Genomic DNA, 15,840 nt, shown 5'->3' on the forward strand with positions numbered 1-15,840 from the left:
TCATCCATTTGTCCCAACATTGAATCTATGAACAAAATAAGTTTCTCTTTTTTGAATCAATAAAAAGAGAAACTTTTGTTTTTTTTAATTAAAACCTATAAGCGGTTTGCAACCTAAAATTGATAGGTGCTCCAGGCGCATAGTTAAATTCATCAGCATCTGGATTGTAATAACCCGAAGCAACATACTCTTTGTTGGTTAAGTTATAAAGATTAAAACCAATACTTAATTTTTTGTAAGTGTACGATACGGATGCATCAAAGATGGTGTAAGTTGGTAAATCTTTGTTACCAAATTCGCTTCCCCATCCTGTATATACAGCACCTCTACTGCCCATATATTGCATCCCTGCTCCAAATGCTAATCCATTACAAATTCCATTATTGATTTTGTATTTTACAAAACCATTAAAGGTTTGGTCTGGAGTTCCTCGGTTTTTCATTCCAATTAAATCGGGATCGCTGTCTTTTGTTACACGGGCATTGGTAAACGAATAGTTGGCGTTTACGGATAAGTTTTGAGTAATTTGCCCTACCAAATCAATTTCTACACCGGTACTAGTTATTTGTCCTGTTTGCAGATAAAAACCATCATAAATGGGATCGGATATACCTACATCATTTTTCTTGATATTATAAAGAGAAGCGTTCATAACCAATTGCTTGTTGAAGAATAATCCTTTCACACCAAACTCTGTATTGCTACCTGTAAGTGGTTTGAGTCGCCCTTTGCCAAAAACAGCTCCACGTTGGGGAAGAAAACTTTCGTCATAAAGTCCAAAAAACGAAAATTTATCCGATAGCAAATAAGTAAGACCAAATCGAGGTGTAAACTTATTATCAGTAATCTCATATTCAGGATCTTCAGCACTATTGTAATCTTGTCCAGTAATAAGTTGTGTATATCGCCCTGCGAGTGTTACAATAATTTTTTGACCAATTTTTAGATGGTCTTGAACGTACAAAGCTTGCCATTTGTTGGTAGAAAGCCAACTGCCAGTATTGTCTTTAGGTAATAATCTTAAACTATCTTTTGCTACATAGTATATAGGATTATTGATAGCTAATTTCAACCTTTCTGCATTGCTCCAATCTCCACCATAAGTACTTCCTTCCGAACCATTTCCAAAGTCCAGACCTATTAATACTTTGTGTTCAAGTTTCTTTCCAGTATTGAATTTTCCATCTAAAAAGACTTGTGTATTAAAGAGTTTTCCAAACCAATCACTCATAGAACTGGTTCTATAAATAGTGTCTTTGGTTGGAGAAAGTTTATTTACATACAGACTCATTCCGTCCCAATCAGTAGTCATAAAAGCAGTTTGAGCATTCAATTTCCAATTTTCAGTGATTTTGTGTTGCAAATGAGCTCTGGTGTAAACATCGGCTCCTGTAAACGTCCCAATATTGGGGTCGTTGGTTGTCATATCTCTAGGCAGAGCATAGAATTTTTTGTTAATAGTAATATGTTGTAATTCATTGTTTGCCGTAACTGCTTTTACATAATCATGTTCTACGGTTAGACATGTGTTGTCATCAAATTCATATTTTAAGACAGGAGCTACAAAAACACGATTGAAATTCCCTAATTTATAAAATTGTGCATTTTGTTGGTAGCCTGTATTTAAACGATACGTTAGTTTTCCGTTTTTAGATAATTCGCCACCTAAATCAAGTGATGCACGCATCATATTAAAGCTACCTAAACCAAAAGTTACTTCGTTAATACGGTTGTGAGTTGGTTGTTTGGTAACGGTATTTACTAAACCTCCTGGTTCAGAATTGGCAAGCATAAAGCCTGCAGGACCTTTTACAAACTCGATGCGTTCAATCATTGCGGCATCTTCTTGGGCATTCCACCAAATTGGTCCTCCAACACCGTTACGATAGGTGCCATAAGTTGCGTCTGTACCTCTTATCAAAAGGCTGGAATCCAAATCGTTTCCATAAGTTTTTGTAATACCACTTACAGAACGTATCATATCATTTTTATTCAAAGCTCCAAAATCTAAAATAGTTTGTCTGGTGGTCACCATAATATTTTGCGGAATTTCTATTAATTCTGCATTCAAGCGTAAAGACGAAGATAATTTTTCGGTTATATATTTTTTATTGGAGTTAATTACAACTTCATCTAGTTGTTGTTCAGAAGATTTGAGTTGTATCACTATAGTTAGCGTATTTCCCTGTGTAATAGTAACTGTACGTTTTTGGGTTTCTTGTCCTACTAATGTTGTGGTAAGTTGGTAGGTTCCGTCTGCTAAAGAGTTAACTTCAAATTCTCCATTGCTGTCTGTAACAAAATTTTTCTTGATTTCTTTTATTTTTACAGTTACATCATTAGCTGGTTGACCATCAGAAGTGGTAATTGTTCCTTTTATTTTTCCTTTATTTTGTTGAGCAAAAAGGTTAATTGAGGCAAAGAGAAAACAAGTTATAAAAACAAAACACTTTGTTTGTGAGGTGATAATCTTCATTATTTTTAAATTTGATTAAATTATATTTATTCATTCTAAATAAGAATAATGCAAATGTAGAAATTAAGATATATTTAACGGTAAGTTATTTAGATTAATTTTAAATAGTTTAGACTTTTGAAGAATTAGTAATTTTTTTATAATTAATTACACTAATTATAAAAAAAACTCTTATACATGATATAATATAAAAAACACCTTTGAGATCATTTTATATTATTTATTTTAGACCATCTAACTAATGCTTTTTCAGTCTTAATTGTAAGGTTTTTTTAAGCTATATTATTGATGACAGGAAAAAACACCCCCTCCCTTTTTGGGATTATAATTGAAAGACTACACGGATTTCATTAGATGATAATTTCTTCTAATTATTTAGGTTTTTCAAAAATGTTATTACTTTTTTGTTTTCGGGAGACAGAAGCAATGCTTTTTTGTAAGAAAGTTGGGCTTGGGTCTTGTTGCCTTTTTTTTCATAGCACTGTCCTAAACTTATAAACACATTACTGCTATTGGAATAGTACATTTTTGCCATTTGGAAAAAAGCAAGAGCCGAATCGGTTTTTTCTCTTTCTAAACAAAAATTACCCATCCAATCCAGATAACTTTCTGAAGGAAGAAATATGAAACCAGTTGCTTTAGAAAGTTTTGCATATTGCTCTTCAACTAAAGATGGATTTTGTACAGCTTCTTTCACCTTCACCAAATGGTCTTTGAAAATAAATCGCAAGCCATCATATTCTGCTGGAATAGGAATAGTTCCGTGGTCTTCGTTTTCATAGTACTTAAATGCCCATCGCAGGTTACTTGGAATTTTAGATTCTAATAATTTTTCAAATTTTCGGATTCCTCTCGCCATGTCGGTTGTAGTGTCCTGAGGAATACTTATTTTATTAGCCATAGCCACATAAATACTGTGGTTGTTGAAATCTTTGTTTTTGAAAATGGAATCAGCCTTTTTAATCATAATTTCATTGTCCCACCAAAGACTTGGATCTATAATGGTATAAGCATTAAACAATTTAGTATGATGCAGTAAAATATTCACAGCTGTCAATCCGCCAAAGGAATGTCCGTTCAAGATATTATAGCCAGAAGTTCTGTAATGCGAATCGATATAAGGACGCAATTCGGTTTCTAAAAAAGTAATGAAGTTTTTGTTGCCTCCGCTTTGCTTGAAGAATTTTTTGCCTTTGTCATAAAAGGCATCACGATTGCTTTCAGTAGGGGTTAAATCGCGGGTTCGATCGGTATTGGTAATTCCAACAACAATCATCTGCGGAATCATTGCATAAGGTCCTTTTGCTAATGAATGCTGAATCCCAGTGTAGGAATGGAAATTGTTTTCGGCATCCAATAAATAAACGACAGGATATTTGGCAGGAGCAAATTTTTTATTGTCATAATCGGGCGGAAGATAGATCCAAAAGTTTCGCTCTTCATTCAGAGCTTTGGAAAAAATATGATGTTTGCTTCCAATGGTTATGCTGTCCTGTGAAAAAGAGCTAATTACATTAAATAGTGTGAGTAGTATCAAAAAAGTTTTTTTCATTTTGTTTGTGTTATATCAAGAATTTATTTTTTTATCGGCGTAAACCAGCAAAATCTGGATGCTGTTTTTTTTGCGCATAATTTGCAGTTTTTTGCCTTTACAGATTTAATTTGATTGTTCTTTTTTCTTTTTATTATTTCGTCCGTACCAGATTATAAATCCAGTAACAGGTAAAGCGGTACAAATAAGCCCCACAAATAAAGTAAGGGTTTTTCCAAGCCAGCCAGCCCAAAAACCAATATGCAGGTTCATTGTCCAATCATTAATTTCAAGGCCATTCATCACTTTTATGGGAATTTTCATTTCTTTTCCTGTGTAGCGGTTGATAGCGTATGTTTTTCCGTTTACGACACCTTTTAATCCAATATCTTCGGCTGTAACGGCAAATATTGTAGTGATGCTATCCTTTAAAGCAACGGATAATTTAACTTGTTCAACCGTTTTATCTTCAGCGAATAATTTTTCTATGATTGGACTTAGCGGTGCGTAAGTTTTGGTTTTGTCGTATTCGGGTTTGATGTCGCGCAGTTTTGAATATGCTTTTGTCGTGCCTCCAAATATTTTTTGTGTGGCATTTCCTAATGGTTTATTGACAATGATTAATCCCGTAATGGTAATTAGTAATGCAGGTAGTAAATTATAAAAGCCAGAAACATTGTGTAAGTCATAATTCAGTCTTTTGAAACTGGCGTTTGTTTTGATAGTAAAACTTTGTTTTTTTGTAGAACTATTCCATTTCTTTGGCCACCATAAAATAAGACCAGTAATTAGTTCTATTAAGAATATCCAAACAGAAATCTCTACGATTAAGTTTCCTGTTTTTCCAAAAGGCATTTCACCGCTGTGAACGTGTGCCACGATATAGAAAAAATCATAGGCTTTGCCAGAATCCAAAACGATTCCCGTATAAGGGTCAATCCACGAAAACTGCAAATCTCTATCTTTGGTCGATGAGGCTAGTTTAATGGTGCGTTCAGGATCTCTGTAATTGATGTAATAACTTGCTTTTCTGTCAGGAAATTGTTGCTTGAATGATTTTAGAATTTCTTCCGGAGTGAGTTTTTGTTCTTTTATTTCTGAAACATATAACGAATTGTAAGCCAATCCATCAATAATATCATCACAGAAAATAAATAAAACACCAGAAAATGCTACAATAAAAACGATTATTCCAGAACTCAATCCTAACCATAAATGCATCCAATGGTTTAGTTTGCTCCATTTGCTTTTTTGTTTGGTGTTTTTTGATGTTTCCTTTTTTTGTGGATTCTTTGTCATAAGCATTAATAATAAAAACCAAGCTATCAATGGTTTTATTCATTGCTAGCCTGGAAAAAAAATAACTCAACTAATTTAAAACCTAAAATTTGAAGGTAAGATTGGCTACTAATTGTCTTGTAGGCATCATGTTTGCCCAATAATCGGCTGACCAATATTCTTTGTTGGCAATATTGTTTAGTTTTACGCCCAATCTGAATTTTGGTTTTTCGTAAAAAACAGTGGCGTCCATTACTGTATATCCATTTACGGTAAAAGTGTTAGCATCATTTAGGTAGCTGTCGCTTTGTATATTTCCACCAAATCCAAAACCAAGTCCTTTCACTTTTCCGTCCAATATTTTATAGCTCAGCCAAAGATTAGCAACATTGGCTGGAGTAGAGTAAGGTCTTTTGCCTTCGATCACTGGATTGGCTTTGGTATATTCACTTTCATTATAGCCATATCCCAAAATAATATGGAAACCTCTAAATGGATTGGCAATCAAATCCGCTTCAAAACCTTTGCTTCTCTGCGTGGCATCTTGAACGGAAAACAAACTGTTGTTCGGATCGGTGCGCAATTTGTTTTTAACTTCAATGTCATAATAGCTCAAAGTTCCGTTCAGTTTTCCACCTAATAATTCCACTTTTACACCACCTTCTAATTGATTGGCTTGTTCGGGTTTAAATTCAGTCTGCGGATTTTCGGCAGTCGCTCCAGGAGCAACGTTAGTGTAACCATTCATATAATTTCCAAAAACAGAAACTTTATCTTTTACCACTTGATAGATCAAACCCATTTTTGGTGAAACGGTATTTTGATTGTAGTTGGCAATTTTATTTTCGTAGTGGTCAAAACGAACGCTTGCCATTGCAATAAATTTATCTGTAAAATTTACAACATTCGACACATAGGCACTCGTTGTTCTAAAATCCCTATTGTTAATGACTGTCGGACTTGGCATTGCGGCAATCAGGGATTTGTATTTTTCCAAATTAATAAATGCTGCGTTTCCATTTATGGTTAGAGCAGGATTTCCAGCGGCAACATCATAATTATTTATTAACCATCTGTTATCATTAGTGCTTATATAGGTGTAATCCAAACCTACTAATAATCGGTGCTTGATACTTCCTGTTTTCAGATTACCAATAAAATTCTGCTGTAATTGCGAAGTTTTGAAAGTACTGTTAATGTTATATAAACGTCTTTGTAATGTAGTGTTGCTATTGGCTGCGGTATTAATCAGCAGGAATAAGTAATTAGCTTTGTTGTCTGTAAATGAATTGGAGAAATTGGTTTGCGACACCCATTTATCCGAAATCAAGTAAGTGGCTCTTGCATAAGCATTGGTGTTTTTCGCTTCAGACTGTAACTCATCTGTTGCATACGACTTTTTGAAATCAAAATTATAGTCATTAAAACTTTTAGCGGTTGGCGTGCCAGAACCCATTCCGATTGAAATTGAATTTCGGCTTCCGTTGTACACTTCTAGATCAAAATCAAAAGTCAATTTATCGTTTGCCTTAAGTGTAAATGACGGTGCTATTATGAAGGTTTTGCTTTTGCCGTAATCCTGTCCAGTTTTTTGATTGTCTAATGCTGCGTTGATTCTAAAAAGCATTGTTTTTTCTTCGTTAATGGGCGTATTGTAATCTATGGCGGTACGGCTCAGAGCCCAGCTTCCTGTAGTATAGCTTACTTCGCCTTTGGCTGTTTCAAAAGGTTTCTTCGTAACTCTATTGATAAGACCACCGTAAGTAGTCAATGCAGATCCGAATAAAGTTCCAGATGGCCCTTTGATAACTTCAATACTTTCCAGATTTACGGGATCGCTCATTGTTACCCAGTTCGTGTTCATTCCGTTACGTATAGATCCAGCTGCCGACGCACCGCTAAAACCACGCATTCTCAAACTCAAACCTACACCACCAGAGCCCACGCTTTGTACAACATTGCTCAAGCCAGGAGCCGAATTTAGAGTACTTCTAAAATCAACTGCAATTTGTTCCTGGAAAAGTTCTTTGGGTACAACGGTATAAACCTGTGGGTTTTCAAGATTGCTTATTGGCAGTCTTGCTACATATTCACTCTTCTTTTCGGCAAATTTCTTAGCTGCCGAAACTACAACTACTTCGTTTAATTCTTTTAAGGAAGATTCGAGCTGAAAGTTAACTGTTGTTACTTCGTTGGTAGTTACAATAGCTTGTTTTGTAGACGACTGATGTCCCATCATGCTGATTTGTAATTGATAAGTTCCTGTTGGTACTTTATTAAAAGTAAAGTTACCGTTCGAATCCGTAATGGTTGTTTTTTTTAGTTCAGATATAGAAATGGTAACTGATTCTCCAACATGATCGTCGGATGTAGTTACTGTTCCGTTAATTGTTCCTGTATTTTGTTGTGCCAATGCTGTAGCACACAGAAAAATAAATATAAATGTGGTTTTAAAAGTGTTTATAAACACCTTTTGGGTCTTTGGCTTGATAGAAATCATTACTATTTTTATTTAGATTTATTAAAAATTATTAATTTTACACAAAAGTATTTTTATTTTAAATGGGAGTACTAACGCAATCAGTATTATAATAAACGCAAAACGGATTATATGCAGACACAGATGAGAAGCGAGATATTTAAGAAGAAATTGGTTGTGATAAAGAATCCAATTCAGTTTAATAAAGAAGATCTTGTTGAAAAAAAAATAGACTTCAATCATAAAGGTATTACGGGAGTTATCACTGATATTATGTTGAACGGAATTCATCTGGTAAGTCGGGATTTGACTATGAGAGATGAATCTTATTCGATTGAAATAGAACACAGCTTTTCGTTTGTAAAACTGCATTTTGAAATAGAAGGTGATAATGAATATATTCCTGAAAACCCTTTAGGAAGAGGGATTTATATTCCAGAAGGGCACTATAATTTGTTTTATATCCCTAATATAAAAGGGGTTTTGAATTACCGAACCAAAAGAAGAAAAACACTCGAAATCACATTTACCGAAGCTTATTTAGAGCAATTATTTTATCCCAATTTGAAAACTACCATACCACTATTAGCAGATGCTATTACCAATAATACGGCTTACACCATGTGGAATACGAGCAAAAGCATTTCGCCAAAACTGCACATTCTGATTGAAGATATTATTCAATGCAATTATACTGGAGCTATCAAAAAAGCATTTTTAGAATCAAAAGTAGTTGAGGTTCTTTCCCATCTATTTACCATTATCAATGAAGAAGAAAATACTAAAATAAATGAAGACCTTAGCGAAAGTGATTATCTCAAAATTGTAGCAGTAGAGCAAATTCTAAAGACACAATTCAAAGAAAAACATACACTGGCGAGCATTGCATCACAAGTAGGCTTGAATAATTTTAAAATAAAAAAACAGTTCAAGATTGTTTTCAACACCACCGTTTTTCAATATTTGACGGAACTTCGTATGGAATATGCCAAGCAATTAATTTTAGAAAAGGATATTTCTATTTGCAGAGTTTCGGAAGAATTAGGGTATAAAAATCCACAGCATTTTACAGTAGCTTTCAAAAAAACGTTTGGATATTTGCCTAGTAAGCTAAAAAAGATAGTGTAATACATCATTAATTCAAAAACAAAATTTTAAACTCATCCAATTCAGTATGTGATTGAGAATAATCCAAAAACCACTTGCCTAATTTTTGAATTTCTTCTGGTGTTAAAGTGTGCATTGCTTTTTGCAGTTCTTTTGAAAATAGCAAGGGAGCAAAACTCACTTTTTCTAATATTAATATGGTATAGTCTAACAATACTACAGAAATTAAATGTTGTTTTTTGAAATAATATATTTGTCTTTTTTATTAAGTTTAATACCAACATAAAGACTTATAGAAGTCAGCACAATCCAAAAAACATCCACAAAAAAGAGATGAATCCAGTTATTAAAAAAAGAATTCTAAAACCAGTTTCTGCTAACGATTCCATTAGCAATTGGAACTAAAAAACCAAGAATACTTCCAGAAAGCAAACAGTATTTATTGGTGAAAGCATCGTTTTTTTTCACTATAAAAAAACCAGTCAGCAAGAGCCATCCCACAAAATAAAAGGTGCAAATTCCAGATTGTCCCAGCGAATAAAGTAGTTTACATGCTATGAATGTTAAAGCTGTAATAGGATACATACTCAAACAAACGGCCAAATAAATCCGAACTACCCTACGATTGAAACGCCTTTTTTTCTCGGGGATATTCTTTTTTTCTCTTGCAACCAACCAAATTATGACTCTGGAAATAATAACAAAACAAGTAATAATTCCCAAAACAAAACTGATTATTTTAAAGCATAATCACCAAAATGAATGCGATATAATATACTTTTTACACTATCTAAATAGGTAGTTTGTGTATAAGGGTCTTTTTCTTTTATGATTTTTCCAGTGGCCACTTTATATACCACTTCACCAGTTCCAGTAAATTTTTGGATTGGCTATAATTGGCCCTTCAATGGTAAGGTGTATGTTAACATATCCAAATTTTCAATTTTGATTTCGGTTAAATCAAAATCATTCCATTTGGTTTTTTGCATCGCCATTAATTCATTAATGTGATAAGCCGCTTTTAAGGGTGTTTTTTATATTCATAAGGCACGGTGCTATCTAAACTCTAGTATAGTTTTTCCTGATTACCATCGTATAAAGCGAAGACAACAGGTGCAACTATCACTAGTTTAATCATAAAAAAAGCTTGGTATTTATTTTCCAAAGCTGTAGCTGTTAATTTGATTTCTTTTTTAGAAGGCGTAATCAATATCAACGAAAAATCTTTGATGTCCGAAAACCATTTTGCCGTTTTTTCAATATCTTTTTCGGAGAATTCTCCAAAATATACGTCGATAGTCTGTAGTTTACCTTTGGTTCCAATGGCTTTGGTTTCAATCCAAAGAGCGTGAGCAAATAGTGTTGGACTTACAACTAACATTAATAATATAAATGATAATTTTTTGAATGTATTTGATTTCATAATTTTAAATGTTTGATTTATTGATTTTATCTCCTTGAATTAATTTTTAGCTTAAAAAAAAAGTAAAACTCTCCACTGTAATGAAGAGTCTTAACTAAACTAACTACTAATTCTGAAACTAAAATTTATAAGTTAAACCAGCAATTAAGCTTCTTAACTTTTGTGGGCTAACTGTTGACCAACCTGTATAATATCTCTCGTTAAGTAAATTGTTTACTTTTAATGAGATGTTAAATTTATCATTGTTATAGGATAAAGCCGAATTCAATACAGTGTATTCAGGCAATGAAAAAGTACCATTTATAGTTGAATTTAATGTTTTGTTTTCGCTGACATAATTTCCGCCAAATCCAATTCCGAATCCTTTTAATTTACCTGTTGGAATAGCATAATTTGCCCATAAATTAATTAATGTTTCTGGACCAGCACTATCTGAGCGTAATCCTATATGTCCACTTCCTGCGGTATCTTTTATTACTTTATTTTGATTGTTACTATATCCGGCAATAATGTTGAATCCTTTTGCTGGATTAGCGGTAAAACTCGCCTCAAATCCTTTGCTTTCAATTTCTCCACCTTGAATAGAATTATTTGGATTGCTTGGATCGGTCATCAATTTATTGGTAACATCTATGTTATAATAACTGATGGTTGCCGATATAATATCTTTGTATAAGTTTGTTTTTACTCCAAATTCATATTGATTAGCGTGTTCTGGATCATAATTTTGCATTCTGGTATTCGAACCATCAGCATCCGAAACTTGTGCTGGAGCCTGATTTATAAAACCATTCATATAGTTTGTAAAAACAGATACTTTATTTTCGATGATTTGATATACTGCACCAAATTTTGGAGAAAAAGAGGTTTGGCTTTTAACTTCATCAGTTGACCAATAAGACACGCTTCCTTTAAAATTGTCCACACGCAAACTTCCCATAACCGAAAGTTTATCCGTAATATTCAATACATCCGAAAAATAAGCACTCAAAACTTTTGTCTCTGCGGTTGAATTTCCTTCAAAAGAACCCACTAGTAAATTGTCTACACCAGCTTGTGTTACATCTCCTGTGTCAGTTTGGTTTGTTAATGAAACTGTACCGTTATCAACCCATCCTGAACTTCCATTTTGTATGTTGGATACATAGTAATCAACACCAGCTACCAATCGGTTTCTTAAGTTGCCTATTTTGAAATCTCCAATAAAATTTTGTTGAATATCTGTGCCTAAAGTTTGACCATTTCTTTTTGAAACATATCGAGTGAATTCATCTTTATTGGCGAAATCCCATAAATAAGAATAATAACCATCTGTTTTACTGTTACTTCTTGAGAGTACGGTTTGCGAAGTCCATTGGTCAGATAATTTATAACTCATTTGAGCTTGTAAATTAAAAGAGGGATTACTTATCGTAAGCTCATTCGAAGTATATGATTTTTTATAATTTTGGTCAAAACGATCCATAGATTGAGCAGGTACTGGAGCATCTCCGCCTAAAAACATCATCGGTGCATTTGCAGAAGTTCTATCGGTAAATTCAGTATTTATAAAGAACGAAAGTTTATCACTCACTTTATAACTCAATGATGGAGCAAAGAAAAATGATTTGCCAAAACCAGCATCCTGAAACGAGTTTTCTTTTTGGTAAGCTGTATTTACTCTAACAGAAACATCACCGTTTAATGGAATATTTAAATCAGCAGTAAGTCTATCCATTCCATAAGTACCGGAATTATAAGCAATTTCCCCACCAAATTTGGAGTATGGTTTTTTGGTTACAATGTTAATTAAACCTCCGTATGAAATTAAGCTACTTCCATATAGTGTGCCTGATGGGCCTTTGATTACTTCAATATTATCTACATTGGCAGGATCAACACTTCCATTATTAATTCCAGGTAACCCATTAATCATTGTAGGTTGTACTGCAAAACCTCTCATGGTATAAAATTCTGCTCCATCTCCACCACGACCAGTAGATTCCCAAACGCGAGTAATACCAGTAGCATTTTTTAAGGCATCGTTTAAATTGGTAACCACTTGTTCTTTCATTAATTCACTTGTAACAGTATTGTACACCTGTGGATTTTCAATATTGTTTAAAGGCATTTTAGAAACAGTAGTACTTTTTTCTCGTTTGTATTTGTACTTGTTGTTGATTTCTACTTCTTTTAGATTGCTGACAGTATCTTTTTTGGAATCTTGCCCAAAAGTTCCTATCGAAAATAGAACTGCTGTTGAAAGTAATAATATACTCTTCATTTTTTTATTTAGTTTGGTTAAAATAATGATGCAAATTTAAAAACTAATTTTGTTTTTCAAGGTTTATTTAGAATAAATAAAAATAAAGTTTAATTTATTATATTTATATCTACTATGTGTTTTGAATTCAGGATTTTGTAATAAGAGGTGTTTTTATTTTATGAAAAGCATTTGGGTAGTTGTCAACATTATAATAAATGCCAATTTGCTTGTTATTGTTATTCTTTTAAATTCAATTACACTTATTTTATCTAGTATTATTATCGAAATATCCATACCGATTTTATTTTTTTGGGAGGTTTCGGAATGATAATTGGACATTTTATAAACTACAAATTTCATTTAAAAAACAAACAAGAATAACAGATTAAAACTTTATTTATGAAAACACAAAACCCCAATTACATTGGTTTTACCATTCTATTTCTAGCATTCTTTCTTCATTCTAAAGAAATAATTGCACAAGAATCAACTGCATACAAGACCGAAAGTCAATTTACTATATTCCCCCTTTTGTGTGAACAAACATAGGCAGAATATAGAGCCTTGTGCTATCAGGCTTTTAATTTGGCAACGTTGCTATTGAATGAAATCCCTAAAAAGAATCTCAAAAAAAAGAATCTCGCCATCATCACAGATTTAGACGAAACCATATTAGACAATAGTTATGTGGGGGCTTAACTAATCAAAGAAAATGAAATTATGAATAATGTTCGATTTTTAATAGGTCATTTAATTAGAAAAAAATAACTAAAAGTGGTGGTGTAAGAATTTTAATGAGTTTTTTTAAGTTCAATTAAAAGTAAAATATTTTTTTAAAAATATCTATAAGTAATTATCACCTTAAGGGGTTAAGTTAAGTTTTTGAATTAAAGTTGTTAGAGAGAGAAGAGTTGGTCTGAAATATTTTTGTTTGCCAAAATCTTCGTTTTTGGACAAGGTTTAGTCGCGCTCATCAATTAAAGGTTACTTCATTTTGTTCTTTTGCACGCTACTAAATAGAATATTTATTTTTATGAAAAAAACACGACTCTTTAATTTTTGGGAAGTCTTTCAAAAACTAAAAATGTTGCCATTATTTGAGGTAATTTTTCTTAAGCCTTTTTTGCAAAAACTGTGTAAAAAGGAACACATGATTTTTAGTCTTAAAATGTTATTGATTAATGAAAAAAAAATATTGAATCTACATCTGTTTTTTTTCTTTTTATTTTTTAACCTGAATGGTTTTTCCCAGACTAATATTTCAGGGATAGTGAATAGCTATTTTTCGGTTACAGCGATCAATCAGCCAGTCTGTGCGCCTTGTGATTTAACCTGTGTTAATACGATTACAGTTAGTAATTCAGGTGGGCTTTCTGTTGGAGATAAGGCCTTGATTATTCAAATGAAGGGAGCTGCCATAGATGTAACCAATACGAGTACAGGTGGAAATATATCAGCTATTAACAATACAGGTAATTATGAGTTTTTTGAAATTAAAAATATTGTGGGTAATGTAATAACACCTCTATATCCTTTAATTAAAAACTATACAATTAGTGGTTTGGTTCAGGTTGTGAGGGTTCCAAAATACACAGGAACAGTAAATATTAATGGAACTTTAACGGCGAAAGACTGGATTAATGCAGATAAAACTGGAGGTGTATTGGCTATTCAGGCCGATAAAGTAACTTTTAATGCTAATATAGATGTTGCAGGAAAGGGATATCAGGGAATCCAAATGTTAACAAATGGACCTAATAATGATTGTACCATCAATCCTAATATTCAATACGTTCAAAATAGTGCTTATACAGCTTCTTTTACAAAAGGGGATGGTATTGTTATAGATAATACAAATAACAACAGAGGACGATCTCCACGTGCGAATGGAGGAGGCTCGGGTGTTTCTGGTGATTCAGGAGGTGGAGGAGGATCCAACTACGGAGCCGGAGGAGAAGGAGGAAAACGTTGGTGTGATGTTAATGGACTAAATGCCGGTGGGATAGGTGGTGTAAGTTTATCAACTTATTTTGCTCAGGATAAAGTTTTCCTTGGTGGAGCCGGAGGATCGGGATACGTAACAACAAGTAACCCATCTTCTGCAGCAGATGGCGGAGGTATCGTTGTCATTTTCGCTAACGAAATTAGAGGAAATGGTTATTCAATTATTGCTGATGGTTTCGCACCGTTAGCGGTTAATCCTACAGGTGCACCAGATGGTGGAGGTGGTGGAGGTGCCGGAGGAACCGTAGTTTTAAAGTCACCTGTCTTTACAAGTAATCTGACAGTATCTACTAAAGGTGGTGACGGTCAGGATTTAAATACAAACACTTATCATGGCCCAGGTGGTGGAGGTGGTGGAGGTGCTTTGCTTTATTCTTTAGCAAGTCTTCCTGCTAACGTAACATTAATTTCTACCGGAGGTATAGGAGGACAGCATTTGGATGGACAAAGAAATGGATCTCAAAATGGATCAACTGGAGGAAGTGTTTCGTTATATATTCCTATAGAAAATCCTAATTATGAAGGGAATCAGGATAATGACGGTCTTAATGTAGAATGTGATTTAGATGATGATAATGATGGTATTTTAGATACGGTTGAAATAGGAGGTTTAACAGATCCTTTTGGAGATGCAGATGGGGATAAAAAATTGAATTATGTAGATAAAGATGCTGCCGGATTTGTGGATACAAATTCTGATGGTATTGATGATAGGTATGATGAGGATTTAGATGGAATTATAAACCAACTGGATTTAGACTCAGATAATGATGGATGTCCGGATTCAGTCGAAGCATATGGAAGTACTACGGTAGATCCAGATTCAAATGGATATTATGGTACTGGAAATCCTCCGGTAACAAATGCGGCAGATGGTAAGGTAACTGCAGCACCATATACCGTTCCTGTAAATACTAATGGTACATCAAAAGCAAATTATTTAGTATCAAATAAAGTTTCAATTACAGCCCAGCCTACGGATATAAATACAAATCCGGGCTTAAATGCAACTTTTACAGCTACAGTTACAGGAAATCAACTTGTATATGTTTGGAAGCAAAGTATTGATAATGGTTTAAACTGGACAACTGTTACTAATGGAGGAACGAATCCTGCTTTTTCAAATGCAGCTACAAATTCTTTAACCTTAACGAATATTCCGCTTTCATATAATAACTATCAGTACAGATTAGATGTAACTAGTACTTCAAATGTTTGTGCGCAACTTTCATCTAATGCTGCGTTATTGCAGATTATTAATCGAGTTCCGGTTGCAGTAAACGACAGTTATACCGTT

At 33.5% G+C, this 15,840-nt stretch carries 8 protein-coding genes and 1 pseudogene; 2 read left to right on the forward strand and 7 right to left on the reverse strand.

Annotation, left to right across the window (positions count from 1 at the left end):
- Positions 1-88: 88 nt before the first annotated feature.
- The 4 genes from JE46_RS22080 to JE46_RS22095 all read right to left on the reverse strand — a co-directional run bounded on the left by JE46_RS22080 (position 89) and on the right by JE46_RS22095 (position 7,785).
- The gene (locus JE46_RS22080) at positions 89-2,476 is read right to left on the reverse strand and encodes a TonB-dependent receptor (RefSeq protein ID WP_031457464.1); all 2,388 of its coding nucleotides are present in this window, start codon (positions 2,474-2,476) and stop codon (positions 89-91) included.
- A 367-nt stretch (positions 2,477-2,843) separates the two neighbouring features.
- Positions 2,844-4,028, reverse strand: a complete 1,185-nt coding sequence (locus tag JE46_RS22085; protein WP_051872983.1) for an alpha/beta hydrolase-fold protein — start codon at positions 4,026-4,028, stop codon at positions 2,844-2,846.
- Between the two features lie 105 nt (positions 4,029-4,133).
- Positions 4,134-5,306 (reverse strand): PepSY-associated TM helix domain-containing protein, encoded by a 1,173-nt coding sequence (locus JE46_RS22090; protein WP_031457466.1) that lies wholly within the window; start codon positions 5,304-5,306, stop codon positions 4,134-4,136.
- A gap of 82 nt (positions 5,307-5,388) precedes the next feature.
- Positions 5,389-7,785 (reverse strand): TonB-dependent receptor, encoded by a 2,397-nt coding sequence (locus JE46_RS22095; RefSeq protein WP_031457467.1) that lies wholly within the window; start codon positions 7,783-7,785, stop codon positions 5,389-5,391.
- 111 nt (positions 7,786-7,896) lie between these two features.
- Between JE46_RS22095 and JE46_RS22100 the strand changes: the two genes are divergently transcribed.
- Entirely contained in the window at positions 7,897-8,892 is a 996-nt protein-coding gene (locus JE46_RS22100) for a helix-turn-helix domain-containing protein (protein ID WP_051872984.1), read from the forward strand.
- Positions 8,893-8,899: 7 nt separating this feature from the next.
- On the opposite strand, the gene JE46_RS22105 is transcribed toward JE46_RS22100, so the two are convergent.
- From JE46_RS22105 to JE46_RS22120, 3 genes are all read right to left on the reverse strand, one after another.
- On the reverse strand, positions 8,900-9,085 hold the full coding sequence (locus JE46_RS22105; protein ID WP_236010673.1) for a hypothetical protein: 186 nt from the start codon (positions 9,083-9,085) through the stop codon (positions 8,900-8,902).
- Positions 9,086-9,937: 852 nt separating this feature from the next.
- Entirely contained in the window at positions 9,938-10,294 is a 357-nt protein-coding gene (locus JE46_RS22115) for a hypothetical protein (protein WP_236010671.1), read from the reverse strand.
- A gap of 118 nt (positions 10,295-10,412) precedes the next feature.
- The gene (locus JE46_RS22120) at positions 10,413-12,557 is read right to left on the reverse strand and encodes a TonB-dependent siderophore receptor (RefSeq protein ID WP_035137026.1); all 2,145 of its coding nucleotides are present in this window, start codon (positions 12,555-12,557) and stop codon (positions 10,413-10,415) included.
- A 1,252-nt stretch (positions 12,558-13,809) separates the two neighbouring features.
- Here JE46_RS22120 and JE46_RS22125 point away from each other — a divergent pair.
- Positions 13,810-15,840: pseudogene (locus tag JE46_RS22125) on the forward strand (hypothetical protein); the annotation flags it as partial.

The organism is Flavobacterium chungangense LMG 26729 (assembly GCF_000735715.2).
GTDB classification, from domain to species: Bacteria; Bacteroidota; Bacteroidia; order Flavobacteriales; family Flavobacteriaceae; genus Flavobacterium; species Flavobacterium chungangense.

What these genes read in the sequence shown, in the direction of transcription:
- JE46_RS22095 (WP_031457467.1), bottom strand. Translation starts at nt 7,785, where the DNA reads ATGATTTCTATCAAGCCAAAGACCCAAAAGGTGTTTATAAACACTTTT.
- JE46_RS22090 (WP_031457466.1), bottom strand. Translation starts at nt 5,306, where the DNA reads ATGACAAAGAATCCACAAAAAAAGGAAACATCAAAAAACACCAAACAA.
- JE46_RS22085 (WP_051872983.1), bottom strand. Translation starts at nt 4,028, where the DNA reads ATGAAAAAAACTTTTTTGATACTACTCACACTATTTAATGTAATTAGC.
- JE46_RS22080 (WP_031457464.1), bottom strand. Translation starts at nt 2,476, where the DNA reads ATGAAGATTATCACCTCACAAACAAAGTGTTTTGTTTTTATAACTTGT.
- JE46_RS22120 (WP_035137026.1), bottom strand. Translation starts at nt 12,557, where the DNA reads ATGAAGAGTATATTATTACTTTCAACAGCAGTTCTATTTTCGATAGGA.
- JE46_RS22100 (WP_051872984.1), top strand. Translation starts at nt 7,897, where the DNA reads ATGCAGACACAGATGAGAAGCGAGATATTTAAGAAGAAATTGGTTGTG.
- JE46_RS22115 (WP_236010671.1), bottom strand. Translation starts at nt 10,294, where the DNA reads ATGAAATCAAATACATTCAAAAAATTATCATTTATATTATTAATGTTA.